Annotated in this window: 20 protein-coding genes, 1 tRNA gene and 1 pseudogene; 13 read left to right on the forward strand and 9 right to left on the reverse strand. The window is 64.6% G+C overall.

Going from position 1 to position 25,404, the window contains the following annotated elements:
• Positions 1 to 20 precede the first annotated feature (20 nt).
• From ACSBOB_RS26365 to ACSBOB_RS26375, 3 genes and pseudogenes are all read left to right on the forward strand, one after another.
• Positions 21 to 440 carry a putative toxin-antitoxin system toxin component, PIN family gene (locus ACSBOB_RS26365; protein ID WP_442579013.1) on the forward strand — a complete coding sequence of 140 codons (420 nt, stop codon included), beginning with the start codon at positions 21 to 23 and terminating at the stop codon, positions 438 to 440.
• Positions 437 to 694: a toxin-antitoxin system HicB family antitoxin gene (locus ACSBOB_RS26370; RefSeq protein WP_442579014.1), complete on the forward strand. Its 258-nt coding sequence runs from the start codon at positions 437 to 439 to the stop codon at positions 692 to 694. The genes ACSBOB_RS26365 and ACSBOB_RS26370 overlap by 4 nt, the downstream gene beginning before the upstream one ends.
• A gap of 45 nt (positions 695 to 739) precedes the next feature.
• Positions 740 to 904: pseudogene (locus ACSBOB_RS26375) on the forward strand (DUF937 domain-containing protein); the annotation flags it as partial.
• A 47-nt stretch (positions 905 to 951) separates the two neighbouring features.
• On the opposite strand, the gene ACSBOB_RS26380 reads toward ACSBOB_RS26375, so the two are convergent.
• The gene (locus tag ACSBOB_RS26380) at positions 952 to 1,722 is read right to left on the reverse strand and encodes a helix-turn-helix domain-containing protein (RefSeq protein WP_442579015.1); all 771 of its coding nucleotides are present in this window, start codon (positions 1,720 to 1,722) and stop codon (positions 952 to 954) included.
• Between the two features lie 81 nt (positions 1,723 to 1,803).
• Here ACSBOB_RS26380 and ACSBOB_RS26385 point away from each other — a divergent pair, with 81 nt between their 5' ends.
• Positions 1,804 to 2,568: a class I SAM-dependent methyltransferase gene (locus ACSBOB_RS26385; RefSeq protein WP_442579016.1), complete on the forward strand. Its 765-nt coding sequence runs from the start codon at positions 1,804 to 1,806 to the stop codon at positions 2,566 to 2,568.
• 130 nt (positions 2,569 to 2,698) lie between these two features.
• On the opposite strand, the gene ACSBOB_RS26390 is transcribed toward ACSBOB_RS26385, so the two are convergent.
• Positions 2,699 to 2,965: a DUF1127 domain-containing protein gene (locus ACSBOB_RS26390; RefSeq protein WP_442579017.1), complete on the reverse strand. Its 267-nt coding sequence runs from the start codon at positions 2,963 to 2,965 to the stop codon at positions 2,699 to 2,701.
• A 163-nt stretch (positions 2,966 to 3,128) separates the two neighbouring features.
• Between ACSBOB_RS26390 and ACSBOB_RS26395 the strand changes: the two genes are divergently transcribed.
• Positions 3,129 to 4,085 (forward strand): LysR substrate-binding domain-containing protein, encoded by a 957-nt coding sequence (locus tag ACSBOB_RS26395; protein WP_442579018.1) that lies wholly within the window; start codon positions 3,129 to 3,131, stop codon positions 4,083 to 4,085.
• A 29-nt stretch (positions 4,086 to 4,114) separates the two neighbouring features.
• Here ACSBOB_RS26395 and ACSBOB_RS26400 read toward each other — a convergent pair whose 3' ends face one another.
• Positions 4,115 to 5,410, reverse strand: a complete 1,296-nt coding sequence (locus tag ACSBOB_RS26400; protein ID WP_442579019.1) for an adenylate/guanylate cyclase domain-containing protein — start codon at positions 5,408 to 5,410, stop codon at positions 4,115 to 4,117.
• 269 nt (positions 5,411 to 5,679) lie between these two features.
• Here ACSBOB_RS26400 and xseA point away from each other — a divergent pair, with 269 nt between their 5' ends.
• Positions 5,680 to 7,257, forward strand: a complete 1,578-nt coding sequence (gene xseA, locus ACSBOB_RS26405) for an exodeoxyribonuclease VII large subunit (RefSeq protein WP_442579020.1) — start codon at positions 5,680 to 5,682, stop codon at positions 7,255 to 7,257.
• 105 nt (positions 7,258 to 7,362) lie between these two features.
• Here xseA and ACSBOB_RS26410 read toward each other — a convergent pair whose 3' ends face one another.
• Complete coding sequence (locus ACSBOB_RS26410) at positions 7,363 to 9,135, reverse strand: calcium-binding protein (protein WP_442579021.1); 1,773 nt, start codon at positions 9,133 to 9,135, stop codon at positions 7,363 to 7,365.
• Positions 9,136 to 9,261: 126 nt separating this feature from the next.
• Positions 9,262 to 9,723, reverse strand: coding sequence for a toxin-activating lysine-acyltransferase (locus ACSBOB_RS26415; RefSeq protein WP_442579022.1), 462 nt, complete (start codon positions 9,721 to 9,723; stop codon positions 9,262 to 9,264).
• A gap of 74 nt (positions 9,724 to 9,797) precedes the next feature.
• Between ACSBOB_RS26415 and ACSBOB_RS26420 the strand changes: the two genes are divergently transcribed.
• Complete coding sequence (locus ACSBOB_RS26420; protein WP_442579023.1) at positions 9,798 to 10,007, forward strand: hypothetical protein; 210 nt, start codon at positions 9,798 to 9,800, stop codon at positions 10,005 to 10,007.
• A 212-nt stretch (positions 10,008 to 10,219) separates the two neighbouring features.
• Here the strand turns inward: ACSBOB_RS26420 and ACSBOB_RS26425 are convergent.
• Together ACSBOB_RS26425 and ACSBOB_RS26430 are read right to left on the reverse strand one after the other, a co-directional pair.
• Positions 10,220 to 10,296, reverse strand: a tRNA-His gene (locus ACSBOB_RS26425).
• Positions 10,297 to 10,528: 232 nt separating this feature from the next.
• The gene (locus ACSBOB_RS26430; protein WP_442579024.1) at positions 10,529 to 10,993 is read right to left on the reverse strand and encodes a phasin; all 465 of its coding nucleotides are present in this window, start codon (positions 10,991 to 10,993) and stop codon (positions 10,529 to 10,531) included.
• A gap of 278 nt (positions 10,994 to 11,271) precedes the next feature.
• Here ACSBOB_RS26430 and ACSBOB_RS26435 point away from each other — a divergent pair, with 278 nt between their 5' ends.
• The 3 genes from ACSBOB_RS26435 (at position 11,272) to ACSBOB_RS26445 (ending at position 18,981) form a co-directional block, all read left to right on the forward strand.
• Entirely contained in the window at positions 11,272 to 15,909 is a 4,638-nt protein-coding gene (locus ACSBOB_RS26435) for an ATP-binding protein (protein WP_442579025.1), read from the forward strand.
• 244 nt (positions 15,910 to 16,153) lie between these two features.
• Complete coding sequence (locus ACSBOB_RS26440; protein ID WP_442579026.1) at positions 16,154 to 17,203, forward strand: Fe(3+) ABC transporter substrate-binding protein; 1,050 nt, start codon at positions 16,154 to 16,156, stop codon at positions 17,201 to 17,203.
• Between the two features lie 77 nt (positions 17,204 to 17,280).
• Positions 17,281 to 18,981, forward strand: coding sequence for an ABC transporter permease (locus ACSBOB_RS26445; RefSeq protein WP_442579027.1), 1,701 nt, complete (start codon positions 17,281 to 17,283; stop codon positions 18,979 to 18,981).
• A gap of 576 nt (positions 18,982 to 19,557) precedes the next feature.
• On the opposite strand, the gene ACSBOB_RS26450 is transcribed toward ACSBOB_RS26445, so the two are convergent.
• Positions 19,558 to 21,516 (reverse strand): acetoacetate--CoA ligase, encoded by a 1,959-nt coding sequence (locus ACSBOB_RS26450; RefSeq protein WP_442579028.1) that lies wholly within the window; start codon positions 21,514 to 21,516, stop codon positions 19,558 to 19,560.
• 260 nt (positions 21,517 to 21,776) lie between these two features.
• On the opposite strand from ACSBOB_RS26450, the gene ACSBOB_RS26455 reads away from it, so the two are divergent.
• The 3 genes from ACSBOB_RS26455 to ACSBOB_RS26465 all read left to right on the forward strand — a co-directional run bounded on the left by ACSBOB_RS26455 (position 21,777) and on the right by ACSBOB_RS26465 (position 24,579).
• On the forward strand, positions 21,777 to 22,022 hold the full coding sequence (locus ACSBOB_RS26455) for a hypothetical protein (protein ID WP_442579029.1): 246 nt from the start codon (positions 21,777 to 21,779) through the stop codon (positions 22,020 to 22,022).
• On the forward strand, positions 22,015 to 22,368 hold the full coding sequence (locus ACSBOB_RS26460) for a type II toxin-antitoxin system HicB family antitoxin (protein WP_442579030.1): 354 nt from the start codon (positions 22,015 to 22,017) through the stop codon (positions 22,366 to 22,368). The genes ACSBOB_RS26455 and ACSBOB_RS26460 overlap by 8 nt, the downstream gene beginning before the upstream one ends.
• A gap of 381 nt (positions 22,369 to 22,749) precedes the next feature.
• Positions 22,750 to 24,579 (forward strand): AsmA family protein, encoded by a 1,830-nt coding sequence (locus ACSBOB_RS26465; protein WP_442579031.1) that lies wholly within the window; start codon positions 22,750 to 22,752, stop codon positions 24,577 to 24,579.
• A gap of 5 nt (positions 24,580 to 24,584) precedes the next feature.
• Here the strand turns inward: ACSBOB_RS26465 and ACSBOB_RS26470 are convergent, their stop codons facing one another.
• On the reverse strand, positions 24,585 to 25,403 hold the full coding sequence (locus ACSBOB_RS26470) for an ABC transporter permease (protein ID WP_442579032.1): 819 nt from the start codon (positions 25,401 to 25,403) through the stop codon (positions 24,585 to 24,587).
• Position 25,404 lies beyond the last annotated feature (1 nt).

Raw genomic sequence — 25,404 nt, forward strand, 5'->3', positions numbered from 1 at the left:
GCGATATGATATCGTAGGGAATGGTTCGAGTGGTTGTCGATACCAACATTCTGATTTCCGCAAGGCGAAGTCAGGCTGGTGCGTCAAACGCGCTTCTTCGGGCAGCGGACAGGAACGCATTCCAGATGTTGGCAAGCGTCCCGCTGTTTCTGGAATATGAGGCTGTTTTAACGCGACCGGAACATCTGCTCGCAACGGGACTGACCACCCATGCCGTCGCGGGATTCCTTGACTACCTGGCAGGTCTGATCAAACCGGTGAAGTTGCATTATCTATGGCGGCCACAGCTTGGCGATGTGGCGGACGAGATGGTGCTGGAAACGGCAATCAATGGTCGAGCGGACTGCATTGTGACCTTCAATGTCGGGCACTTCATGCCAGCAGGGCGTTTTGGCGTCGAGATCATCACCTCCGCTGAATTGATGAGGAGACTTCAATGAGCAAGGCCAACTACGCGCTTCGTCTTCAGCCTTCGCTGAAAAGCGCTGCCGAGCGTCTGGCGGCGGCGGAGGGCACGAGCCTCAATCAGTTCATCAATGTCGCGGTCGCCGAAAAGCTTTCGGCATTGGAGACCGAAGCATTTTTCCGTGCCCGGGCGGCGCGCGGTGATCGTGAGGTGTTCCTGCGTTTCCTCGACGAGGCCGGAAACGAGCCCCCTCGCGCTGGCGATGTTCTCGAGCCGAAGAACTCATAGAGCGGCCCCGCCGGAAGCGCTTCCCATACACCATTGGAGCCCGATCCTGCGCCGCAGCCGCGCGCCAATCCGAGCGGCCGGCCGAGCAATCCCTACGACGACATTTTTGGAAAGATGTTCGAGACGGGCGCGAAACAGCGCCACGATTATCAGAAGGGCGTCGAGTCGATCTTCGAGCAGTTCAAGCGAGGCATGGACCGGCAGCGGTAAAAGACGCGCCTCAGGCAGGCCGACCATCACGCGTCCCGGCGTGGCGTTCAACGGCCTTGCGGAACCAGCATCACCAGCTTGTAGTCGGGGCGTTCCGCGGGGTTGAAGGTGTGCTGCGCGAAGGTCAGCCGCCCGTCGCGCGGGTGATCGAAGACGCGCAGGCCGCCGTCGCGGTGGCGTACGCCCTGCTCGTCCCAGGCGGCTGCGAACAGGTCGCTTTCGACGCGCAGCGACTCGACCAGCGCGCGCACACGACCGTCGCGAAAACCGTGGCCGTAGTCGGCACGGAACTCCGCCAGCAGCCGGCGTGCCCGCTCCTGCCACTCCGGGATCAAACTTCGGGCGGCGGGATCCAGGAAAACGAAGCGCAACAGGTTGCGTTCCGGGCCGTCGAGCCAGCCGGCGAACAGGCGGGCGGCGGCGGCGTTCCAGCAGCAGGCATTCCAGACGAGATCGAGCCCGTAGGCGGGATGGTCGACGGTGGCCACGGCCGCCAGCAAGGCGGTCGGCGCTCCGGCCCGCGCGTCCGGCGGCAAGCGCGGATCGAGGCGCCCGGCAAGCTCGAACAGATAGGAGCGTTCGGGAGGCGACAATTCAAGCGCCTCCGCCAGCCGGCCGAGCGCCTCCGGGGAGGCGCTGACGTCGCGGCCCTGCTCGATCCAGGCGCACCAGGTCGCGCTGATGCCGGCGCGCGCCGCAAGCTCCTCGCGACGCAAGCCCGGCGTTCGTCGCCGCCGCGCCACGCCTTGCTGCGGCAGGCGCTCGCGATGAGCGCGGACAAATTCCCCCAGAAGGCGCCTCTGATCGGATTCGAGCATGGTATCTTTTATACTAGAATAACATTCTGCCTTGTAACAGGTTAAATACGGCGCAATGTGATCGCCGAAAGGGAAGCGATCATGAACAAAGTCCACGAGAAGGCCGTCGAAGCGCAGTTCGGCCCGCGCGCAAGAGCCTATGTCGAAAGCGCCGTTCACGCCCAGGGAGCGGACCTGGAAGCGCTAGACGGCATCGTCCAGGCGGCGCGTCCCCCGCATGCGCTCGACCTCGGCGCCGGCGGCGGTCACGTCTCCTATGTGATGGCGCGGCATGCCGCGCGCGTCACCGCCGCGGACCTGTCGAGCGAGATGCTGGCGGCGGTCAGGGCGACGGCCCTGCAGAAAGGGCTGGGCAACATCGAGACCGTGCAGGCTCCGGCCGAGAAGCTGCCTTTCGACGATGCCAGCTTCGATTTCCTCGGGTGCCGCTATTCGGCCCATCACTGGCGGGATTTCGTGGGCGGGCTGCGCCAGGCGCGCCGTGTCCTCAAGTCCGGCGGTCGCGCGGTGTTTATCGATGCATTCGCATCCGGGCAGGCGCTGTTCGACACCCATCTGCAAGCTGTGGAACTGCTGCGCGACACCTCGCATGTGCGCGACTACACGGCCGCGGAATGGATCGGCGCGCTGGGGCGCGCGGGCTTCGCGCTTGCCGGCTGCCGGACCTGGCGGCTTCGCATGGATTTTCCGACATGGACCGCCCGCATGCGGACGCCCGACGAGAATGCGCGGGCGATCCGCATCCTGCAATCGGCGGCGTCGGCCGAGACCAGGGCCTATTTCGCCATCGAGGCCGACGGCTCGTTCCTGCTCGACGTCCTGATGATCGAGGCAACGGCCGGCTGAAGCCGGTCACGCCACCCGGAATGGAAAATGCCCGGTCCGTGGGGCGGACCGGGCAGCATGCAGGCATCCGGCGGGGTGTGCCGGGAAGGGGGAGCGCCTGCTGAAAAGGCGTTTGAGTGAATCCGGCGGCTCAGAGATGCTCGCCGCGGGATTCGACGAGGCCGCGCAGGCGCGTCGTCGGGTCGACGCCGAACGGCACGGCCACGGCGACATGCAGGTCGGCGCGGGTCAGGCCGATATCGCGAAGCTCCGCATCGGTCATCTCGCCGAGGCGATAGAAGGCGCGGCGGTTTCGCCAGGCATTGTAGAATTTCGAGACGGCGTTGAACCCGAGCGCCAAGGCGGACGGACTGCGCGTGATCCTCGTGGTCTCGGGAGCAAAATCGAGGGCAGCCATGGCAGTCTCCTTACATCCGCGCGCGATCGATGCGGCGGGACCCATTCCCGCCGTGTCAGCTTTCAGCCGCTTTCGTGGACACCCTCACAATCCCATAAGGAGATTGATTAATCCAACGAATGTTTTTAATCTTTAGGATCAACAACAGTGATGGATGACGTCGATGAAAGCGCCGCTCGACCTCGATCAGTTGCAGACCTTCATCATGATCGCCGACACCGGCAGCTTTACACGCGCCGCCGACGAGGTTCATCGCACGCAGTCGGCGGTGTCGATGCAGATGCGGCGGCTGGAGGAACGGATCGGCAAGCCGCTGTTCGAGAAGGAGGGGCGGCTCAACAAGCTTTCGGAGGAGGGCGAGCGGCTGCTCGGCTATGCCCGCCGCATGATCCATCTCAACCGCGAGACGCTGTCGGCCTTCGACGACGCGCGGCTTGAAGGCGTCATCCGCATCGGCACGCCCGACGACTATGCCGACCGCTTCCTGCCCGAGATCATGGCGCGGTTCTCGCGTTCCAACCCGAAGGTGGAGTTGACCGTGATCTGCGAGCCGACGCCGGGGCTGGCCGAGCACATCAAGCGCGGCAATCTCGACCTGGCGCTGGTCACCCACAATGACACGCGCGGGCAGTCGGAGGTGGTGCGGCGCGAGCCGCTGCTGTGGGTCAGTTCGGCCAACCACGCGACGCATGAGCAGGAAATCCTGCCGATGGCATTCGGCCGGCCGACCTGCATCTGGCGGCGCGCCGCCTGCGACCTGCTCGACGACATGAACCGCGAATACCGGGTGCTGTTCTCCAGTTTCTCGGCGACCGTCATCACGGCGGCGGTGCTGTCCGGCCTTGCGATCTCGGTGCTGCCGGAATGTGCGCTCAGGCCTGGCATGCGCGTGCTTGGCGAGGCCGACGGATTCGGCGCCCTGCCCGAATGCAAGATCGGCATCATGCGCGGCCACACCACGCGCCCGGACCTCGTCGACGCGCTTGCCCGTCATATTTCCGAAAGCCTCGACAATATTTCCGTGCCGGCAATCGAGGAGAACGGCTCGTTCGATTTCGCGGCCATGGCCTTTGCGCGCGTCAAGCGCACGAAGCCCAACTCAGTTCTCTCCGGATGGTAGAGAGTATCCTGTAGGGCCGGGGTTCGGCGCTACGGGGCGAAAGCCGACGGGCCGAGAGGCGGCGCGGCGAAACCATCGGTGCGGGGGGCGAGGAAAAACAGTTCCATCGGCCCCTTGCCCTTGACCTCGACGATGCCGCGCTCGACGAAACCGAAGGCCGGGCCGATCGCCTGCCTGGCCTCGGCGCTGACCTGGATCCAGCCCGGCTCGCCATGCGATTCCATGCGGGCGGCGACGTTCACCGTGTCGCCCCAGACATCGTAGAACTGCTTGCGTTCGCCGATGACGCCGGCCACCGCCGGGCCGCTGTGGATGCCGATGCGCACGGCGACATCCTCGCCATATTCCTCCGACACCTTGCGCATCACGTCGAGCATGTCGAGCGCCATCGCGGCCACCGCGCCGGCATGGTCCGGGCGCGGCTCGGGCATGCCGCCAGCCACCATGTAGGCGTCGCCGATCGTCTTGATCTTCTCCAGCCCATGCTCCTCGGCCAGCCGGTCGAATTCGAGGAAGATGCGGTTGAGGAAACGCACCAGCCGCCCCGCCGGCAGCGCGGCGGCGCGCGCGGTGAAGCCGACGATATCGGCGAACAGGATGGTCACCGACGGCAGGTCGTCGGCGATCAGCCCGTCGGGGTCGTGCTTCAACCGCTCGGCGATGGAGGCCGGCATCAGGTTGAGCAGCAGCTTTTCGGAGCGCTCGTGCTCGGCCTCGAAGGCGTCCTCATATTCCTCGGCGCGGCGGAAGGTGTAGAGCGCGGCAAGCAGGTTGAAGGCGGCGGACATGCACACCGACAGCAGGAAGGAGAAGGTGGTCATGCCCTCCGACATGGTCATGTAGGCGGATTTTGCCGGGAACGTCAGTTCGATCGCGGCAAAAACCAGGAGCAGGATCGAGAAATAGAAAGCGACAAGTTTCAGCCGGCGCGAGCCCATCACCATGACCAGCGTCGCCGGGCCGGCAAGCAGGAAATACTGGAAGCCGGCGTCGGTGCCGGCGATCCAGGCATAGGCCGCGTCGCCGGCCATGGCCGTCGCCCACAGATAGGTGCCGGCCGCCAGTTCGCCGAAGCGGTGCAGCAGCGGCGTCGCCAGCCAGACGAGGGAGAAGAAGAGCAGGGTCAGCACGAACGGCAGGAAGCCGCGGAAATCCAGCAGTGAAAACAGGATGGCGAAACCGGTGTTGGAGACGACCGTCGCCAGCGCCACGAAGTTGACGATCTCGCGGCCGCGGCGGCGCTTGCCGTCGACGCTGCTGACGCCCGTCTTCACATAAGAGGCGACGATGCCCTGCAAGCGCGCTGCGAGACTGTTGGCGGACACGGTTTTCTCCCTTCGCCCAAAACAGTCATAGCCGAGACAATGCTGCGAAGCGACGAGCTTGTTCAGCCGGTTCAAGGGAGTTCGGGGCAATCGCTCGAACCTGACAAGGATGGCTGCCGAGCGATTACGTGTCGCCATCCCCTCCGTTAAGATTCCCTGCGCCAGGCGGATGGTCGTGATCTGCCGACAGCAGCGAAGTTCGGGCAATCGGCGCGGGAGCGGGCGGCCAGGCCCTTGACCCCGGCGCGCGAAAGCGGATCAATCTTTCGATGGAAGACCTTTTGAGCGAATCGAAAACCAACGCCGCCGAATTCACGGTCAGCGAGATATCGAATGCGCTGAAGCGCACCGTCGAGGATGCGTTCGGCAATGTACGGGTGCGCGGCGAGATTTCCGGCTATCGCGGGCCGCATTCGTCGGGCCACGCCTATTTCAGCCTGAAGGACGACCGCGCCCGGCTGGAGGCGGTCATCTGGAAAGGCACGATGAGCCGCCTCAAATTCCGTCCCGAGGAGGGGATGGAGGTGATAGCCACCGGCAAGCTGACCACCTATCCCGGCTCGTCGAAATACCAGATCGTCATCGAAAACCTGGAGCCGGCGGGCGCCGGCGCCCTGATGGCGCTGCTGGAGGAACGCAAGCGGCGGCTGGCGGCGGAAGGCCTGTTCGACCCGGCGAGAAAACAGCTTCTGCCCCATATGCCCCGCGTCATCGGCGTGGTGACGTCGCCGACCGGTGCGGTCATCCGCGACATCGTCCACCGCATAAAAGACCGGTTCCCGCTGCATGTCCTGGTCTGGCCGGTGCGCGTGCAAGGGGATAGTTGCGCCGCCGAGGTGACCAATGCGGTGCAGGGGTTCAACGCCCTGCCGCTGGGCGGGCCGATCCCGCGCCCCGACCTGATCATCGTGGCGCGCGGCGGCGGGAGCCTGGAAGACCTGTGGGGCTTCAACGACGAGGCTTTGGCGCGCGCGGTGGCGGCATCCGACCTGCCGGTGATTTCGGCGGTCGGCCACGAAACCGACTGGACGCTGATCGACCTTGCCGCCGACGTGCGCGCGCCGACGCCGACCGGCGCGGCCGAGATTGCCGTGCCGGTGCGCGACGAGCTCGCGGCGCGGCTCGCCAACCTTGCCGTCCGGTTGCGCGGCTGCGTAGCCCGCTCGACGGAGCGCAAGCGAACGGCGCTGCGGGCGGCGTCGCGCGCCCTGCCCTCGCCCGACCAGCTTCTGGCGCTGCCGCGCCGGCATTTCGACGAGGCGACCAGCCGGCTCGGCCGGGCGCTTACGGTCAGCACCGACCGCAAGCGGGCGAGGCTCGCCGCCATCCGGCTGACGCCGGCGACGCTGTCCAGGCGGATCGGCGAGACCAGAAGACATCTGGACCGCGACTTTTCACGCGCGTTCGCGGCGTTTCGGAGCTTGCTCCGCCAGCGGCGAATCGACTTTTCCCGGGCCGCGGCGAGGGTGACGCCGGCGCCCATCGCACGCAGCAACACCTTGGCCCGGCAGGCTTTTTCAGCCTTCGCCAGCCGTCACGACAAGGCGATGACCGTGCAGCTCGAACGCGCCCGCGCCAAGCTGAACCAGGCGGACAGGCTGCTGTCGACGCTGAAACTTTCCGACCAGGCGATCCTCGACCGCGGCTATGCGCTGGTGCTGGACAGCGACGGCGCGGTGATCAGGCGCGCGGCGGAAGTGTTGTCCGGCGCGGCGCTGTCGCTGCGCTTCGCCGACGGCGAGGCCCAGGCGGTGGCGACTTCGGGGGATGCGCCGGCTGCAAGGCCTTCGCGGGCTAAAACTTCCGACAAGAAGCCTGCGCCGGGCGGGCAAGGGTCTTTGTTCTGAGCCCCGTTCCCGATGCGAACCAGCAGGATTTTTTCGACATGGCCGGGGCGACTGCGCTGGCCATGTCGGTAAAGTGCTGTGGCATCGCGGCGGGAGCGAACTGCCTCAAACGACCACGAAATCGGCCGCGGTCAGAGCCAGCCCCGTCGCCAGCAACGCGAACTTGATCGCCGCCGTCCCGCCAAGCCCATCCGCATCGTAGAACAACGACCCGGTGTTGGAGTTGTAGATAATGTGGTCGTCGGCATCTCTTGGCGACAGGAAATTGTCCTTGAAGGCCGATGCATCGAGCGCCCCAAGACCAAGCGCGGTGAAGATTGCGTCGTCCAGTGCTATTCGATCGTTGGCAACGTCGAAGTCGGCGATCTTGTCGATGTTGCCCGCGCCAAGCACGGTTGAGAACATCACCGTGTCGCTGCCGAGGCCTGTCTGGATAGTATCGCTGCCGCCCTTGCCGTCGATCCGGTTGTCGCCATCACTGCCGATTATCTGCTGGCTGAACTCGTTACCGGTCAGGTTGATGGCGTATGTGGCGTGCTGGCTGGTGGTGCGAAGGGACTCGACCGCAACACCAGCCCCGAGCGTATAATCCACACCTGCCGCGACGCGGTCGAGGTCGCCCTGGCCCCCGCCTTCGATGATCACCGCGAGGGAATTGTAGACCGTGTAATAATCGTTGCCACCACGACCCGCCAGCGTATCGGCCCCGCCTACTCCGCCATCGTGCAGCCAGTTGTTGCCGTTATTGCCGACGATGGTTTGGGCAAGCTCATTGCCCCTGATGTCGATGGAGCGCACCGCGTTGGAGTTGGTGGTCGTCAGCAGTTCGATTTCCTGGCCGGCGTCGAGCGCGAAGCTGGCCTGTGCCGCGACGCGATCGTTGCCGCCGCCGGATGCTTCGATTACCTTGTCGCCGGCATCGTCTACGTAGAAGATGTCGTCGTCGTCTCCACCCGACATTTCGTCCGCACCCCCGCCACCATCAAGGATGTCGTTTCCCGCGTCGCCAGATATATGATCGACAAGACGGCTGCCGACAATCTTATCGTTGCCCGCAAAGCCCCGAATTGTATTGAACAATGCTGGCACGCTTGTATCATAGATTTGGGCTATTTCTACATTTATCAAATTATCCAGCGAGTTTCCACTAAATTGCCCAAGAGCCCTGTTATCCTGAAGCAACAGATTCTCGACATTGTCGGCGAGATCAGCCCGTTCAAAGTTTAAGTTAACGTAAAGCTGTGTATCAATTCCTTCATTTGCATTTTCGAAAACGCTGATTGCGAGACCGGTTCCTTTGATGCCTTCTTCGAAGACATAAACATCATCTCCTACACCCCCATAACATAAGTCTTGCCCGTACCCTCCCAAGAATGTGTCGTTTCCAATCCCCCCGGAGAGAGTGACCACTCCTCCCACACATCGCTCAGTCAAAACGTTGTCAAGGTCGTTGCCTGTCCCGGCCGCAGCGACCCCATCCATTTCACTCAGTGCGCCAACAGTTAAATTTTCAACTGTGGGCAGTGACGCGAGAGAATAGGCAAGATAATCCGTCAGGACGGCAAAAATAGAATCTGTTCCTTCATCCGTTCCTTCAATGATGGTATCGCCCAAGCTGTCGACTTCGTAGCTGTCGTCGCCGATACCGCCGACAAGTTCGTCAGAGCCAGCGCCACCGTTCAGGAGGTCATTGCCGGCGCCGCCGTAGAGAGTATCAATGCCGGCGCCGCTCTCGATAGCGTCGTCGCCCTCGAGCCCCCGAAAGACGTCGCCGTTGGCATCGATCAAATCGGCGATCGTGCCCCCGGTAAAACCGCTAAGGACAGAGTCCGTAGCGTCGGCCTTATCGACACCTGTCGTCCCGACAAACTCTGTCATTATCCCCGTCGCCTCGCTCTTGTCGAACCGCGCGTTCGATCTCTCATCCGAAAATGGGCTGGAATACAGACGGGGAGTTGCAGCCGCCGACGGCGAGGCACATCACCCACAAAAGGCGTGTTCTCGTTAAAGAGAAAGTCCGTGCTTGCTGATGCGAACCGGGCGCATCCTGCCATCCCCGTAGAAACGCCTGAAGAAAATGGCGTCCTTGTCCCCCAAGACCTTTCTCGCCTCTCGTACCATGTAGCGATGTGTTGTCATAGTGTTTGCGGACCAGGCGTTCATGACAATGCATTCACCCGCGATGCAATCTTTGGACGCCAATGCGCGTCGCCCGCCAAGCCAGTCTTCTGCATTGCTGCGGCTGGTCAGTGCCCATCCCGCAAACCCTTGAATTTGACGGGTCTGATCAACCACGAAAAAGTATTGGTCGCGATTAACGATCCCAGCCAATAGCTGCGACAGCTCTCCGAAACGCATCCTCATAAATGAGGGCTTCGTCATCAGATGATTGACCGCAAGACCCAACGCCAAGGCCCGCCATTCAGGTCGATACAGCGCCAGAGAGGGAGGTTGCGGTGCCGTCATGCCAGTCGTCTCATCTCGGGGCGGTACACCAACACGACTTCCCACCCGAGTAAACAACTTCGATCGGCTTGAGCATGGAAACAGGGCTGGTCGGAAGATGGCGCGACAGCGTTTCCGGCTTTACCGCGGAGAAGGCCGAATGGGTCAAGGCCAGTCTCGTCGCCCGTATGAAGTTCCTGAACGGCGGCGACGCGTTTCGGCTCGCGACGGTCCAGAGTTTTCGGGAGGGCCACGCCGGCATCATCGCGCGGTCGCGGGGGCAAATTCCTGCTATCGGCGAGTAAGGCCCCGATCTGGCGTCCTTCGAAAGCCGTGGCGGATTCATGCCACGGCCGGGCCGACCATTTCTCCCTCCACCATGTCGCGTTTCCTGTGGCGTCGGCTAGCCGAGTGCGCGCGAGAACCGTTGGCAATCAAGGGAACCCGCTTGCGGCACGGGCACGCGGCGAAAGGCGCGATGTCCCGCCATAAGCAACGGAAATCATTGAAAGAAGAATGGTACGGTTGGGTGGGCTCGAACCACCGACCTCCGGATCCACAATCCGGCGCTCTAACCAACTGAGCTACAACCGCACATGCGCCATCGGGCGAATTGCGATGCCTGCGACATCGCCGAACGGCGGTGCGTCGCTTGCGAGGTGTGAATAAGAGCAAACGCGCGGCATTTCAAGCCGCAAAAGAAAAGGCCGGCGGGAGGAGGTGCCGGCCTTTTCCTATGTCGCGCCAGAGGGAGGAGGTTCTGGCGGCATATCCCGCAGGACGGAGGGAGGAGGAACCGCCCCGCGGGTAACTCCGGTCAGCCAAATCAGGCGACCTTGAGGTCCTTGAAGGTCTTCTCGAAGACGTCCTTCAGCGGCTTGGAGACGTCCTCGGCGGCCTTGGTGCTGGCAGCCTGCAGGTCCTTGACCTGGGCGACGGCGGTCTCGACGCCCTTGCGGACGAAAGCGGTCTGCAGCTCGATCAGCTCGGAGATCGACTTGGCGCCGACCAGCGCTTCGAGGTGCGAGAAGCCTAGCTCGGCATTGCTGCGCAGCGCGGCGATGGTCTTCAGCGACAGGTCGCTGCCGGCAGCCTTGGCGGTCTCGACAGTCGTCTCAACAGCCTTCTGGGTGCTCTCGGCGCCGGTCTTCAGCTTGGCGTAGGCTTCCTTCGACTGCTCGACGCCCTTCTCGGCGAAAGCGCGGAACTGGTCGGTGGCCTTGGAGGCGTCGAAGGTCGGGAATTCGACGTTCTCGATGAATTCGGCAGTCTTGGTTGCGGTCTTGGACATTTTTCCATCCTTTTCGGGGGACGGCTGAAGTCGCCGTCTCGTTTCATGCGTAGCCAGCATATAGCGGGATTTATGCTGCATTGCAACATAAATATTGCGACGCAGCATAAATCCCTGTTAACGAAGCGAAAATTCCGGTTGAGAACCCCTTGGCGATTAACCAAATGCCCAGAAATTCGGGCTTCCCATCGCGGCGCAGTGGACGCGGAAGCGCCCAACTTTTATTAATAATGCGTTAACCCTCAAGGATTCCGCGCCGCGGAGGGCAAAGGTCCAACATGCCATCGGCCGCTTATTCGTTCATCGATGTCGCCGTCCTCGACGGCGTGCGCGAGCGATTCGCCGCTGGCGACGCCATCGTCATCCTGTCGGCCGACCTAACCGAGGTGGTGTGGGCTAACGGACCGGGCGCGGCACTTTTCGGCCATGCCGACATAGAGCAGATCGTCGGCGCCGAAAGCGGGCTGGGTTTCGCCGCCCGGCGGCAGATCATGGCGACGAAGGGTTTTCCGGATATCGGCCGCGACCGGACGATCATGGTGCGGCTGGCGCAAGGGATGAGCAGCCGGGCGGTGGCGTTTGCGGCGAGCGCCATCGCGCTGCCCGATGGCGAGGAGGCGATCCTGCTGGCGGTGCCGGCCGGCCTGGCGGGCGCGCCGGAAACCGAGATCGCGGCGCGTGCCATAAGCGGCTTCACCGAGCCCGGCCATATGGTCGCGTTCCTCGACGGCCAGGGCAAGGTCGAGGCCGCCTCTCCCGACTTTTTCGCACGCGGCGTTCCCGCGGAGGTGCTTGCCGCCCTGGTGGCGGACGTTGCCGGCGAAGACGATCGCCTAGTCAAGAAGATCATCTCCACCGGGCCTTCTCGGCTGCCCGCGGGGATCGCCCGCCTGCGCGACCATCCGGCGCGACACCTGCTGGTCATGATCGACGAGGATACCGTCGCCGAGGAAGTATCGGCAACGGCGGGTGAGACGCCGGCCGCAATGGCACAGGCAGAGCCTGCCGCTGCGGAAACGACTGCAACCGAGCTGCCCGACGCAGGCATTGACGATGCTCAGGCGGTCGCATCGCAAGCGGATGCCGCCGAGACGACCGCTCCCGCCGAGCCGGTGCTTGAAGCAGCCGAACCCGCTGCGACAGTCGTCGACACGGACCTAACAATCCTTGACGCGGCCCAGCCCGCCGAACCGGCAGCCGGGCCTGTGAACGCCGAGGTTGCCGAGGAAGCCACGGCCGTCGAGGAGACTGCGGCCGACGCCGCTGCAGACGACCATCCCGTCCCCTCCATCGACGATATCCGGGAACCGCAGGATCCGAACCTACCAGCGGAACCGGCCCAGCTTTTGACGCCCGCGGCGATCGACGCGGCTGCGGACGGCGTGACGCCGGAACCAATCTTCGAGGCCATGGCGCGGGAGCCGCAAGAGCAAGTCGCTGCGGAAGAATTGCGCGCCGCCTCGGACGCGGAGGCGGAGTTCCGACCGGCGGTAGACGCCGCCGAAGAGGAATCGGCCGCGCCGCGCGAGCCGGTGGTCGCAAAAACCGTGACGGTCGACCGCAATGCCGCGCCGGTCCGCTTCGTCTGGAAGACCGACGCCGCCGGGCGCTTCAGCGCCGTGTCGCCCGAATTTCTGGAGTCCGTCGGCGCAACCTCCGGCGACGTGCTCGGGCGGCCGTTCTCGCAAATCTCCGATGCGCTGAGGTTGGATCCGCAAAGGGAGATCGCCGGCCTGCTGGAGCGCCGCGACACCTGGTCCGGACGCTCGGTGTTCTGGCCGATCGCCGGCACCGACCTGAAGGTGCCGGTAGACCTCGCCGCGCTGCCGAGTTATTCGCGCGACCGGACTTTCGAGGGTTTTCGCGGTTTTGGCGTGGCGCGGCTGGCCGACAGCGTGGTCGACCTCGACGCCGTCGGGCTGACGCTCGGCGCCGCCGCCGCGCCGGCCCCTGTCGTCACGAAGCCGGCGGAACCGCCCGTTGAAATCGCCGGGCCGCAGGCCGAGCCCAAGGCCGAGGAGCCGCGCGGCGACGACCCCTTCCAGGGCGAGGTGCCGGCGCTGAGCGTCTCGCCCCGGCAGGATCGCCGGTCCAGCGACAAGATCATCCGGCTGGCGGAGCACAGGCCGGCTTCCGTCGAAAAAAGCCTGTCCAATGTCGAGCGCAGCGCGTTTCGCGAAATCGGCGAAAGGCTGAAGAAGTCCGGCGGCATCGAAGACCTGCCGCAAGCCGGCAATGCCAACGGCGCCCGCCAGTCGGATATCGCGGCCGACGTCGAGACCGCGGTGACGGCGGCGAACGATAGCGTTGCCGCGGCGGAGAAAGCATCCGTCAAGGCCGGGGAGACAGTTGCCGTCGAAGGGGCGGAGAGCGAGCTTCATGCCACCCTGCCCGAAACCGTATCCGCCGAGGCGGCGGCCATCGAGGCTACGGTCGACCTGACGACGGAAGAGACTGGCGCACCCACCTCACCCGGGCTGCATCCGTCTCAAACGGCTGTCGCCCATGCGATTGCCGAATCGACGGAGGAGCCGACCACCGACCTGGTGGCGACGGATGGGATTACCGCCGAGGCAGGTTCCGAGCATCCGGCCCACCCGGAGCAGTTGCCGGACCTCACGACGCGGCCTCAGGAGGCGCCTGAAGCGGTGGCGCCCGATACGATCGTGGTGAAGGCCGGCGAGCCATCGGTGCCGCTTCCCGATACGGGCAGGTTCCAGCCCGGAACCGATCCGGCCTGGCAAGAACTGCGCGCGCAGGAAGCGCATGCCGGCGCGGACACGGTTTCGGTCGGCGGCAGCCAGGCTGGATCGTCCGCATCGGCGGCGGGGCTTGTCGCCAGCACCGAAGCGTCATTTGGTGTGGAACCGGCACAACCGGCCTGGCAGGAAGCGCCTGCGCATGAGGCCGGCGCCGATACGGTTTTGGTCGACGCCAGCCGGGCCGAACCCTCCGAACAGCCTGCATCGACGGTGGAAATCGTCGACGGCAATAAGCCCTCGCTCGGTGCCGCGCCGCCGCAGGAGATTTTTGCGCACGACGCTCCGGCCGACGCCGATACGGTTTCGATCGACGGCGGCACGGCTACCCCATCGGATCTGCCCGTATCGGTGACGAAAATCGCAGGCGGTGATGAACCGTCGCTCGATGCCGCGCCGGCGCCGCAGGAGATTTTTGCACACGAAGCTTATGCCGACGCCGATACGATTTCGATCGGCGACAGCTTGGCGGAACCCTCAAACCTGCCCGCCTCGGTGACGAAAATCGTCGATGACGAGGAACCGACGCCGGAGCCGGCTCCGGTCTCCGACGCCGTCGAGGCGGACGTTCGGGCGATTTCGCCGGTTGCGGCGGCGCGAGCGGCGATTGCCGAGCTCAAGACCGCCGGCTTCATGCCCTCTGCCTTCTCGTCTTCGCCCGACAGCGGCAAGCGCTTCCAGGACACGGCGATCCTTTCGCGCCTGCCGGTGCCGCTGCTGATCCATTCCGGCGACGTGCTGCATTATGCCAATGACGAATTCCTGACCCTGACCGGCTATGCGTCGCTCGACGATATCCGCGATGCGGGCGGGCTGGGCGCACTGTTTTCCGACCGCTATGAGGAAGCGAAGGACGAGGCAGGCCGGTCACTGAGGATGCGGACCGCCGACGGTATGGAGTTTCCCATCGAGGCGCTGCTGCGCTCCGTTCCGTGGAGCGGCGGCCATGCGCTGATGCTGGTCGTGCGCCGCACCGGCGATGCGGTGGAGGTGTCCAACGAGGAGGCGCCGCAGCCCCAGCAACCGGACGTCGAGGCGCTGAAGGCCCGCGTCTCGGAAATGCGGGCGATCATCGACACAGCGACCGACGGCGTCATCCTGATCACCCATGACGGCATGATCCGCTCGATCAGCCGCCCGGCGGAAGCGCTTTTCGGCTTCGAGACGGACGAGATCAGCGGGAAACCCTTCATCTCGCTGTTCGCCATGGAGAGCCAGCGGGCGGCGCGCGACTATTTGAACGGTCTTTCCGACCATGGCGTCGCCAGCGTGCTCAATGACGGGCGCGAGGTGATCGGCCGCGAGTCGCAGGGCCGCTTCATCCCGCTGTTCATGACCATCGGCAAGCTGCCCAACGACAGCGGTTTTTGCGCGGTGGTGCGCGACATCACCCAGTGGAAGCGCGCCGAGGAGGAACTCACCCAGGCGCGCTCGGTGGCCGAACGCGCCTCCTCGCAGAAGTCGGATTTTCTGGCGCGCATCAGCCATGAGATCCGCACGCCGCTCAACGCCATCATAGGCTTTTCCGAACTGATGATCGACGAGCGTTTCGGCGCGATCGGCAACGACCGTTATCGCGATTATCTGCGCGACATAAACCGGTCCGGGAACCATGTGCTCGAACTGGTCAACGACCTGCTGGACATCTCGAAGATCGAGGCCGGGGAGCAGGAGATGGCCTATGAGGCCGTGTCGCTCAACGAGACGCTCGGTCAGACGGTGGCGATGATGCAGCCGCAGGCCAACCGCGAGCGGGTGATCATCCGCTCCAGCTTCGCCTCGCGCCTGCCCGACATCGTGGCCGACGCCCGCAGCGTCAGGCAGATCGCGCTCAACCTGCTCTCCAACGCCGTGCGCTACACGCAGGCGGGCGGCCAGGTCATCGTCTCCACCGCCTACGAGCCTTCGGGCGACGTCGTCATGCGGGTGCGCGACACCGGCATCGGCATGACCCAGGCGGAGATCGAGCAGGCGCTGAAGCCGTTCAAGCAGATCAACGCGCTGAAGCGCTCGCGCGGCGACGGGACGGGCCTCGGCCTGCCGTTGACCAAGGCCATGGTGGAGGCCAACCGCGCCCGCTTCACCATCAACTCGACACCCGGCGAAGGAACCCTGGTCGAGGTGACTTTTCCGTCCACGCGCGTGCTCGCCAACTGAAATCTTCGTGATGATTTTGTGGACGATCCGTCGCAGGCGCTGGCGGAAAGCCGGATTGTTTTGCTCAACTTATTGAAAAGCTGTCAGAATTCATCCAGTTTAGAATTCTTCTAAACTATTGAATTTGTTGGCATTTGTATTGACGGCGCGTCGTGTATCGCCAATAGGTCTTTTCGTTCCCGCATGGGAACCACAGAAAATCCGTCCCCGGGGCCTTCACCCCCTCGCTGATCAGGAGAGAACGATGACCAAGGGAAATGCCCGGTCGAAGATCGCCGGCTATGCCGCGCTTGCAATCGCCACGCTGTTTGCCGGTTCGGCATTGGCCGACGGCACGGTCAACATCTATTCGTATCGCCAGCCCGACATCATCAAGCCGGTGCTCGACGCCTTCACGGCGGAAACCGGAATCAAGACCGAGGTTCTTTTCCTCGACAAGGGTCTTGAGGACCGTATCCTCGCCGAGGGCCAGAACTCGCCGGCCGACGTGATCCTGACCGTCGACATCGCCCGCCTGACCAATGCCAAGGACAAGGGCGTGACGCAGGCGCTGGACGACGCCGCCGTCAACGGCAACCTGCCGGCCGAATACCGCGATCCCGAAGGCCACTGGTTCGGCGTCACCAAGCGTGCCCGCGTGCTCTATGCGTCCAAGGAGCGGGTGAAGGACACCGCCATCACCTATGCCGACCTGGCCGACCCGAAGTGGAAGGGCAAGATCTGCATGCGCTCCGGCCAGCACGACTATAATCTCGCCCTGTTCTCGGCGGCAATCGCGCATTGGGGGCCGGAGAAGACCGAAGAGTGGATGAAGGGCCTGAAGGCCAATCTGGCGCGCAAGCCGGACGGCGGCGACCGTCCGCAGGCCAAGGCGATCTTCGCCGGCGAATGCGACATCGCGCTGGGCAACACCTATTATGTCGGCCTGATGCGCACCAACGAGAAGGATCCGGCGGAGAAGGACTGGGGCAACGCCGTCAACGTCATCTTCCCGACCTTCGAGAATGGCGGCACGCATGTGAACATTTCGGGCGCCGCTCTCGCCAAGAACGCGCCGAACCGCGACAATGGCGTCAAGCTGATCCAGTTCCTGTCCAGCCATAAGGCGCAGCAGGTCTATGCCGAGCAGACCTTCGAATATCCGGTCGAGCCCGGTCTGGAGCCGTCCGAGATCGTCAAGTCGTTCGGCACGCTGAACGCCGACACGCTGCCGCTGGCCGAGATCGCCAAGAACCGCAAGGCTGCTTCCGAGATGGTCGACCGCGTCGGCCTGGATGACGGCCCGAGCAGCTGATCATTGAAATAGCTTGGCAAACGAGCCGGGCCGCGAGAGCGGTCCGGCTTTCGTCGATAAGGCGACCACCTGGAAACATGGATATCACGGCATCCGGAGGGACAGGCGTGGGGGTGAACCGGCTCCCGGTTCGGCGCGCCCGCCATCCGCTGATGCTGGCGGCGGCACTGGCCGTTTCGGCGGTCGTGCTGACCCCGATCGTCGCGCTGACCATCATCGCGCTTTCCGGCACGGGCGAGGACTGGCCGCATCTCGCCGCCAACGTGCTGCCGACCGCGGCCGTCACCACGGCGGCGCTGATCGCCATGGTGTCGGCCGGCACCGCCGTGATCGGCGTCACGGCGGCGTGGCTGGTGGTCGGCTTCGATTTTCCGCTGCGAAAACAGTTCTCGTGGATGCTGGTGCTGCCGCTGGCCGTGCCGCCCTATCTGGCCGCCTACGCCTTCGGCGAGTTCTTCCTGTTCACCGGGCCGGTGCAGACCGCTTTGCGAGCGGTCTTCGGGTTCCACACGCCACAGGACTACTGGTTTCCCGACCTGCGCTCGACTCCGGGGGCTGCGTTCGTGCTGACCTCGGTGCTTTACCCCTATGTCTACCTGACCAGCCGCGTGGTCTTCCTGATGCAGGGCCGCAACATCGGTGACGTGGCGCGCACGCTTGGCGCGCGGCCGTCCCGCGTCTTCTTCAAGGTGCTGCTTCCCGTGGCGCGACCGGCGATCGCGGCGGGTGTCGTGCTGGTGCTGATGGAGACGATCAACGACATCGGCGTCGCCGAATATTTGGGCGTGCGGACGTTGACGTCAGCGATCTACACGACTTGGATCAATCGCAGTAGCCTGGAAGGCGCCGCGCAACTGGCGATGCTGATGCTGGTTCTGGTGCTGATGCTTCTTGCCTGCGAGCAGTTCGCGCGGCGCCTGCAGCGCTTCCACAATACGCGGGCGACCCAACTCAAGGCGAGGCCGCCGCGCATACGAATCAAAGGGTTACGGGCCGCCCTGGCCACGCTGGCCGTCGCCGCGCCGGTCGTTCTCGGCTTCGGCGTGCCGCTCTTTGTGTTCGGCCGCTATGCGTCGCGGCGGCTGGATTACCTGGTCAATGCCGATCTCGGAAAAGCCTTCGTCAACACCGTGCTGACGGCCAGCATCACCGCGCTGCTGACCGTCTCGCTGGCGCTGTTCCTGATCTATGCGGTGCGGGTATCGCGTTCCGGCCCGATGCGGCTGGTGGTCCGCGTCGCGTCGCTCGGATACGCCCTGCCCGGCACGATCCTCGGCCTCGGACTGCTGTTCGCGCTGGCGCAGTTCGACAACCGGGTGGACGCTATCTTCCGAGAATATTTTAGCTTTTCGACGGGGCTGCTGCTGACCGGATCAGCGGCGGCGGTCATCCTCGCCTGCACGATCCGCTTCCTGGCACTGGCGGAAGGCGCTGTGCGCTCCGGGCTGGAGAAGCTGCCGGCGAGCCTCGACGAGGCAGCGCGCAGCCTCGGCAAGCCGCCGCTGGCAAGTGCCATGCTCATCCTCGCGCCGCTGCTCAAGCCGGCGATCCTGACGGCTTTGGTGCTGGTTTTCGTCGACACGGTGAAGGAGCTTTCGGCGACCATCCTGCTCAGGCCGTTCGGTTTCAACACGCTGGCGACCCTGGTCTACGAGAACGCCTCGCGGGCGGTGGTGGAGGACGGCGCGATCGCCGCCCTGCTGATCATCGCCACCGCAACGGTGCCTGTCATCCTTCTGTCGCGGGCGCTGGCTGGCGATCAGGAAGCCTCCTTGTAAGCACCTGATCGTGAATAGTTTTTAGCGAGGGCGGGCCGCCGGGAGCACGGCTCCTGGCTCGGCTGGGCACCCTCACGCCATTTGCGCGAAGTCCGGAAGTTCAAACGATTCCAATATTTTATCCGGATGCTGTCGCGGAAATCGCGCAACGGGCTTCAATCTACCCCTGAAAAAGGCCCTCCGCACTGTTCTTTCGGCGTTTCCGGCTTGCCGAACCGGCCGATGCGCTTGATTCACGCCACGATCCCCGATTCGGGCTTGCCTGTCGACGGTCGTCCGGAAACGTTCGGTCCCGTGCGTCCGATGCCGGTCGGGCACGCCGGAATGAGAGCACAAGAAAAAGGCGCCCTTTCGGACGCCTGAGATTTAGGATGCTGTCACAACGGGGGCTTGAGCAAGCAAGAGTCCTCCGAGGGCGTGGAGGACAGGGATCTCTCCCTCAAGTTGCATACGACTATCGCCGCCGTTCGTTAACAAAACCTTGCCAAGCCCGAAAAAGTTTACCGAAACGTTCCACCTGTGAAAACGAGGTAAATTCGGCATTCAGCGTTGGTTTACCATATCGGCCAAACCATCTCAGGTCCGAAGCTGCGGCAGATCACGATAGAGGTCGAGGGCTTCCGGGTTGGCAAGCGCCTCCTGGTTCTTGACCGTGCGGCCATGCACCACCTCGCGCACGGCGAGTTCGGTGATCTTGCCGGATTTGGTGCGCGGAATGTCGGCGACCGCTACGATCCGGGCCGGAACATGGCGCGGGCTGGCGCCGGTGCGGATCTTGGCGCGGATGCGTTTTTCCAGATCCTCGTCCAGGATAATCCCGGCCGCGGGCCGCACGAACAGCACCACCCGCACGTCGCCGTCGAAATCCTGGCCGATGCACAGAGCCTCGGCAATCTCCGGCAATTGCTCGACCTGGTTGTAGATTTCGGCTGTGCCGATGCGCACGCCGCCAGGGTTGAGGGTCGCATCCGAGCGGCCGTGGATGATCATGCCGCCATGCGCCGTCCATTCGGCGAAATCGCCATGGCACCAGATGTTGTCGAAGCGCTCGAAATAGGCGGCATGGTATTTCTTCCCGTCCGGATCGTTCCAGAAGGCGACCGGCATGGACGGGAAGGCTTTGGTGCAGACGAGTTCGCCCTTTTCGCCCTCAATGTGTTTTCCGTCGTCGTCCCAGACATCGACGGCCATGCCGAGGCCGGCGCCCTGAATCTCGCCGGCCCATACCGGTTCGGTCGGCACGCCGAGCACGAAGCAGGACACGATGTCGGTGCCGCCGGAGATCGAGGCGAGATGGACATCCTTCCTGATGCCGTCATAGACGAACTGGAAATCCTCGGGCGACAGGGGCGACCCAGTCGAGGAGAGGGTCCGCACCGTCGACAAATCGTGGGTATCGATGGGGCGCAGGCCGGCCTTGCGCACCGAATCGATGAATTTCGCCGAGGTGCCGAAATAGGTCATCGCCTCCTGGTCGGCGTAGTCGAAGAGCACGTTACCATCGGGGTAGAAGGGCGAGCCGTCATAGAGCAGCAGCGTCGCACCAGAGGCGAGGCCAGAGACCAGCCAGTTCCACATCATCCAGCCGCAGGTGCTGAAGTAGAAGACGCGGTCGCCATCCATGATGCCGCCGTGCAGTTGCTGCTCCTTCAGATGCTGCAGCAGCGTGCCCCCGGCCGAATGAACGATGCATTTCGGAATACCGGTCGTGCCCGAGGAATAGAGGATGTAGAGCGGATGCGAGAACGGCAGCCGCTCGAAAGCAAGCGGAGCAGCCTCGATGCCGGCCACCGCCGAAGCGATCGAGGCGGCGCCCGGGATCGCGGCGGCAGCCACGGCCGCGTTGCCGAGATAGTCGGCGATCAGCACCTTGCGCAAGGTGGACAATTGCGCGGCGATTGCCGCTACCTTGGCCGAGACGTCGATCGCCTTGCCGTTGTACCAGTAGCCATCCGTCGCGATGAAAATCGTCGGTTCGATCTGGCCGAAGCGGTCGAGCACGCCCTTCTCGCCGAAATCCGGCGAGCAGGACGACCACACCGCGCCGATCGAGGCGGCGGCGAGCATGCAGGCGACGGTTTCGGGCATGTTCGGCATCATCGCCGCCACCCGGTCGCCGCGCTTCACGCCCAGCGAGACGAATAGCTGCTGGAGCTTTGAGACCAGCGCCTGCAATTCGTCCCATGACAGGCGTTGCTCGGCCTTGTTCTCGCCGCGGAACACCAGCGCGTCGCCCTGCCCGCGCTTGCGCAACAGGTTTTCGGCGAAGTTCAGCGTGGCGTCGGGAAAGAAGGCGGCGCCCGGCATGTGGTCGCCGTCGGCCAAGACGCGGCCGCCCTTGTCGCCGACCACGCCGCAATAATCCCAGACGAGATTCCAGAATGCTTCTCGCTCGTCGATCGACCAGCGGTGGAGATCGGCATAGTTGGCGAAGCCGCGGCCGGAAACCTGTTCGGCCCGGCGCCTGAAGGCGGTCAGCGGCGACTCGGCGATACGCTCGGCGGAGGGCTTCCAAAGCGGTTGCGTGGTGGCCATGCTCATCTCTCCCAGCGATCCGGCGTTTATGCATATTGCGCTGCACAAGCGCAAGAAGCACGGGCGCCTGGACGAAGTGTCGAGTTTGAAACCGCCGCCATGCGCCCTCTCCTCGACATTGCGCTGTCAATCATCGGCTTGCACTCGGTCATAGGGATCCGCCAACAGACGCTGGAAAAGGGCCACGCCAAAGGAGGGCATAACCCCAAGACACCACGCTGAGCTTGACTTTTTGGTATCGCAGGTGATACCACTCATAGATGACGAAGGCTGACAAAATCCTCGCTCGGATGCGGAACAATCCGCGCGACCGAACGATAGAGGATTTGAAGGTACTGGCAAAACGGCATGGCATCGAGTGGCGTCAACCGGGCACGAGCCATGTGACGTTCAGCTATCCGGGGCTGACCCCATTGACCGTTCCTGCGCACAAGCCGGTCAAGCCGATCTACATCATGCGGTTTGTAGCTCTACTCGATCGTATCGGAGTGGCTGACGATGACTGATGCAATTGTTCTCCCGCGCTTTGAAATCCGCCCGCTTACGGTGGAGGAAGGCGGCGGCTATCTGATAGAGTTTCCCGATTATCCGGGCTGCATCGCCGACGGCGAGACGCCGGAAGAAGCAGTGCAGGAAGGGCGCGATGCCTTTGCCTCCTATGTCAACACGCTGGCCGAGATTGGCCGGACCATGCCGTCGAGCGGAGAGGCGTTCGGCGGGCAATGGCGACAGCGTGTTCCAAAATCCTTGCACGCGGCTTTGGCGCGGCGCGCGGAGCACGAGGGCGTATCGCTCAACATGCTCGTGACCACATTGCTGGCCGAAGGCATCGGGCGCCGCATCGGTGGTTGAACGGATCGCGCCTGATCTGCCGCAACGGATCGAATGCGGGAATCGAACCGGCCCTGCTCCGCTTCGTGTATTCTATTGTCCGCGATGGAATGATGGGGGCTCGGCCGGAACGTCCGAAACTGACTGCAGCCACCGGACCAGGATATAACTTCGCTCGCTCATGCAGCGACTGTGCCGGTTTTCCCGCGCGCCCGCAACGGGCTGACGAGCGGCCCTTCGGCGGGGCCTCGGGCACCGGGCTTTCATCGCCGGGCCTTCACGCACGTCGTCATCGCCGGGCCACAATGGCTTGAAATGGCTTGCCGGTCCGCTAAACCGGGGACGGCCCCGGAACGGGTCAAGTGGCAATGCGATCGGACGGGGTGAATGCCGGCAAGGAGCATGAGGAGGGGCATCTGCGCGCTGGTCTTGCTGGCCGCGCTCATCCTCGTGCTCGTCATTGCCGTCCCCTACATCGCCTCCACGCGGATCGTGCGCGACCGCATCGCGCAGGAGATCGGCGCCTGGAGCGGGTATCGGGTCGAGATCGGCGCCCCGCCGCGCATCGACGTCTGGCCGCGCCTCCGGGCCGTGCTGCATGACGTATCGTTCTCCGACGCAAGTGCGGCTGGCGGCAGGCCGATCGGCACCGCCGAGCGCATGGACATCGAACTTTCGGCGCTGGCCGCGATGCGCGGCGACGCCGTGTTCACGTCGGCGCGGCTGGTGCGGCCGACGCTGCTGGTGCGCGCCGACGCAGAGCAAGGATTTCTGCCGACGCTGCTGGGCAAGGGGCGCCTGCGCTCGGCCATCGACCGGGCGCGGGCTGTCGTCACCGGGGCGGCGGACAAGGCGACGTCCGCGGGCCTGCCTGCCGATTCGTTCGGCAGCGTGCGGATCGAGGACGGAAAGATCCTCCTCGACGGAGACGGGGCGGACGACCCGCCGCTGGTGACCGGCATCGCCGCGGATATCGACTGGCCGGCGCTGAACAGCGCCGGTAGCGTCAGCGCCAACGGCATCTGGCGCGGCGAGCCGGTCAAGCTCGACATCGAGAGCGCCGATCCGTTGCGGCTGTTTGCCGGCGCCGCCGCGCCGTTGCGGCTGACGGTGGAGGCGGCGCCGGGAAACGCCTCGTTCACCGGCACCGCAACGCTCTCCGCCAACCCCTTCGTCGACGGGAAGGCGACGCTTACGACCCCCTCCCTGGATCGCCTGCTGCGCTGGACGGGCATGGATTTGCCTGGACCGGAGAGGCTGCAGGCCGTCACGCTCTCAGGCGCCGTCTCGGGCGACGCCGGCCACCTGAAACTTGACGGCGCGGCGCTGCAGGTGAACGGCAGCAAGGCGGACGGCGCGATCGAGCTGGTTCTTGCTCAGGGCAAGGCATCGGTGTCCGGATCGCTGGCCTTCGACACGCTGCCGCTGGACGGCTTGTTCAAGGCGTTGCCGATGCTCGCCTCCGACAGAGGGACTGCCGCATCCGCGAAGGGCTGGCTTCCGTCGCTGCAGCTCGACCTGCGGCTTTCCGCGGCGCATGCTAGCGCAGTCGGGATCGACCTGGCCGACATGGCCGCGACGGTGGAGATCCAGGACCGGTCCGCGTCCTTCGACCTGCTCGACGCGACGGCGCTGGGCGGCGACTGGCGGGCCGACATCCGCTTCGACCGCGAGGCGGACGGGACGGTCATGGCTATCAAGCTGTCGGGTTCGAGCATCGAAGGCAGCGCCCTCGGCACGGCGGCCGGCATGACGCGGCTGGCGCCTGCCGGAAGCGGCTCGCTGGCGCTCGAGCTGAAGGGCCGCGGCACAAATATGCGCTCGGTCATGGAGAATGGCGACGGCAGTTTCTCGGCGCGTTTCGGCGCGGGAGCGCTGTCGGAACTGGATCTGGCGGCGTTTCTGGAGCGCTGCAGGCAAGGCGGCTTCTTCCCGCTCGACGAGGCGGCCGGCGGCAGCCTCGGCATCGACGGCCTCGACATCAAGGCGACAATCACCGACGGCGTTGCCGAAATCGGCAGGATGGAGGCGCGCTTCGGCGAACGCCGGATCTGGCTGTCGGGTCTGGCTTCCTACGCCGACCGCAGCCTTGCGCTAACCGGCGGCGTCGGCCCGCTCGAAGCGGCCGCCGGATCGAGCGTCCAGCCGCGGGATGAGGCAAGATTCTTCGTCGGCGGCTCGTGGAGCGCGCCATTCATCTCGCCGGTGAAGGCGGGAGAAAGCGGGAACTGAGGCAGCTACCCCCGCTGCGCTGCCTGTTCGTCGCGAACGCGCTGCACCTCGCGGCGCTTGTTGGCGACGGAAGCGGCGATGACGCCGAGCGCCACCACGGCGATCAGCAGCGTGCAGGCGGCGTTGATCTCCGGCGTCACGCCGAGGCGGACCTGGCTGTAGATCTTCATCGGCAGCGTCGTGGCGCCTGGCCCGGAGGTGAAGCTGGCGATGACGAGGTCGTCGAGCGACAGCGTGAAGGCCAGCATCCAGCCGGAGACGATGGCGGGCGCGATGACCGGCAGCGTGACCTGGAAGAAGGTCCGCGTCGGCGTCGCGCCGAGGTCCATCGCCGCCTCCTCGATCGACCGGTCGAAGGTCATCAGGCGCGACTGCACCACCACGGCGACGAAGCACATGGTGAAGGTTATGTGGGCGAGCGTCACCGTCATGAAGCCGCGGTCGAAGCCGATGGCGACGAACAGCAGCAGCAGCGACAGGCCGGTGATGACCTCCGGCATGACCAGCGGCGCGAACACCATGCCGGAGAATAGGATGCGCCCGCGAAAGCGCGTGTAGCGGGTGAGCGCCAGGGCCGCCATCGTGCCGAGGACGGTGGCGAAGGTGGCGGAGATGACGCCGACCCGGAGCGTCACCCAGGCGGCGTCCATCAGGCCCTTGTTGTTGAACAGCGACACGTACCATTTGGTCGAGAAGCCGCCCCAGACTGTGACCAGCTTCGATTCGTTGAACGAGAAGATGACCAAGAGCACGATCGGCAGATAGAGGAAGGCGAAGCCGAGGACGATCGAACTGATGTTGAAGCGGGACCAGTTGCTGCTCATG

It is taken from the genome of Mesorhizobium sp. KACC 23794 (genome assembly GCF_052180275.1).
In the GTDB taxonomy this organism is placed as follows: Bacteria; Pseudomonadota; Alphaproteobacteria; order Rhizobiales; family Rhizobiaceae; genus Kumtagia.

Coding starts and splice junctions, on each gene's coding strand:
- ACSBOB_RS26365 (WP_442579013.1), top strand. CDS start 21: ATGGTTCGAGTGGTTGTCGATACCAACATTCTGATTTCCGCAAGGCGA.
- ACSBOB_RS26370 (WP_442579014.1), top strand. CDS start 437: ATGAGCAAGGCCAACTACGCGCTTCGTCTTCAGCCTTCGCTGAAAAGC.
- ACSBOB_RS26380 (WP_442579015.1), bottom strand. CDS start 1,722: ATGCTCGAATCCGATCAGAGGCGCCTTCTGGGGGAATTTGTCCGCGCT.
- ACSBOB_RS26385 (WP_442579016.1), top strand. CDS start 1,804: ATGAACAAAGTCCACGAGAAGGCCGTCGAAGCGCAGTTCGGCCCGCGC.
- ACSBOB_RS26390 (WP_442579017.1), bottom strand. CDS start 2,965: ATGGCTGCCCTCGATTTTGCTCCCGAGACCACGAGGATCACGCGCAGT.
- ACSBOB_RS26395 (WP_442579018.1), top strand. CDS start 3,129: ATGAAAGCGCCGCTCGACCTCGATCAGTTGCAGACCTTCATCATGATC.
- xseA (WP_442579020.1), top strand. CDS start 5,680: ATGGAAGACCTTTTGAGCGAATCGAAAACCAACGCCGCCGAATTCACG.
- ACSBOB_RS26410 (WP_442579021.1), bottom strand. CDS start 9,135: ATGACAGAGTTTGTCGGGACGACAGGTGTCGATAAGGCCGACGCTACG.
- ACSBOB_RS26415 (WP_442579022.1), bottom strand. CDS start 9,723: ATGACGGCACCGCAACCTCCCTCTCTGGCGCTGTATCGACCTGAATGG.
- ACSBOB_RS26420 (WP_442579023.1), top strand. CDS start 9,798: ATGGAAACAGGGCTGGTCGGAAGATGGCGCGACAGCGTTTCCGGCTTT.
- ACSBOB_RS26430 (WP_442579024.1), bottom strand. CDS start 10,993: ATGTCCAAGACCGCAACCAAGACTGCCGAATTCATCGAGAACGTCGAA.
- ACSBOB_RS26435 (WP_442579025.1), top strand. CDS start 11,272: ATGCCATCGGCCGCTTATTCGTTCATCGATGTCGCCGTCCTCGACGGC.
- ACSBOB_RS26440 (WP_442579026.1), top strand. CDS start 16,154: ATGACCAAGGGAAATGCCCGGTCGAAGATCGCCGGCTATGCCGCGCTT.
- ACSBOB_RS26445 (WP_442579027.1), top strand. CDS start 17,281: ATGGATATCACGGCATCCGGAGGGACAGGCGTGGGGGTGAACCGGCTC.
- ACSBOB_RS26450 (WP_442579028.1), bottom strand. CDS start 21,516: ATGGCCACCACGCAACCGCTTTGGAAGCCCTCCGCCGAGCGTATCGCC.
- ACSBOB_RS26455 (WP_442579029.1), top strand. CDS start 21,777: ATGACGAAGGCTGACAAAATCCTCGCTCGGATGCGGAACAATCCGCGC.
- ACSBOB_RS26460 (WP_442579030.1), top strand. CDS start 22,015: ATGACTGATGCAATTGTTCTCCCGCGCTTTGAAATCCGCCCGCTTACG.
- ACSBOB_RS26465 (WP_442579031.1), top strand. CDS start 22,750: ATGAGGAGGGGCATCTGCGCGCTGGTCTTGCTGGCCGCGCTCATCCTC.
- ACSBOB_RS26470 (WP_442579032.1), bottom strand. CDS start 25,403: ATGAGCAGCAACTGGTCCCGCTTCAACATCAGTTCGATCGTCCTCGGC.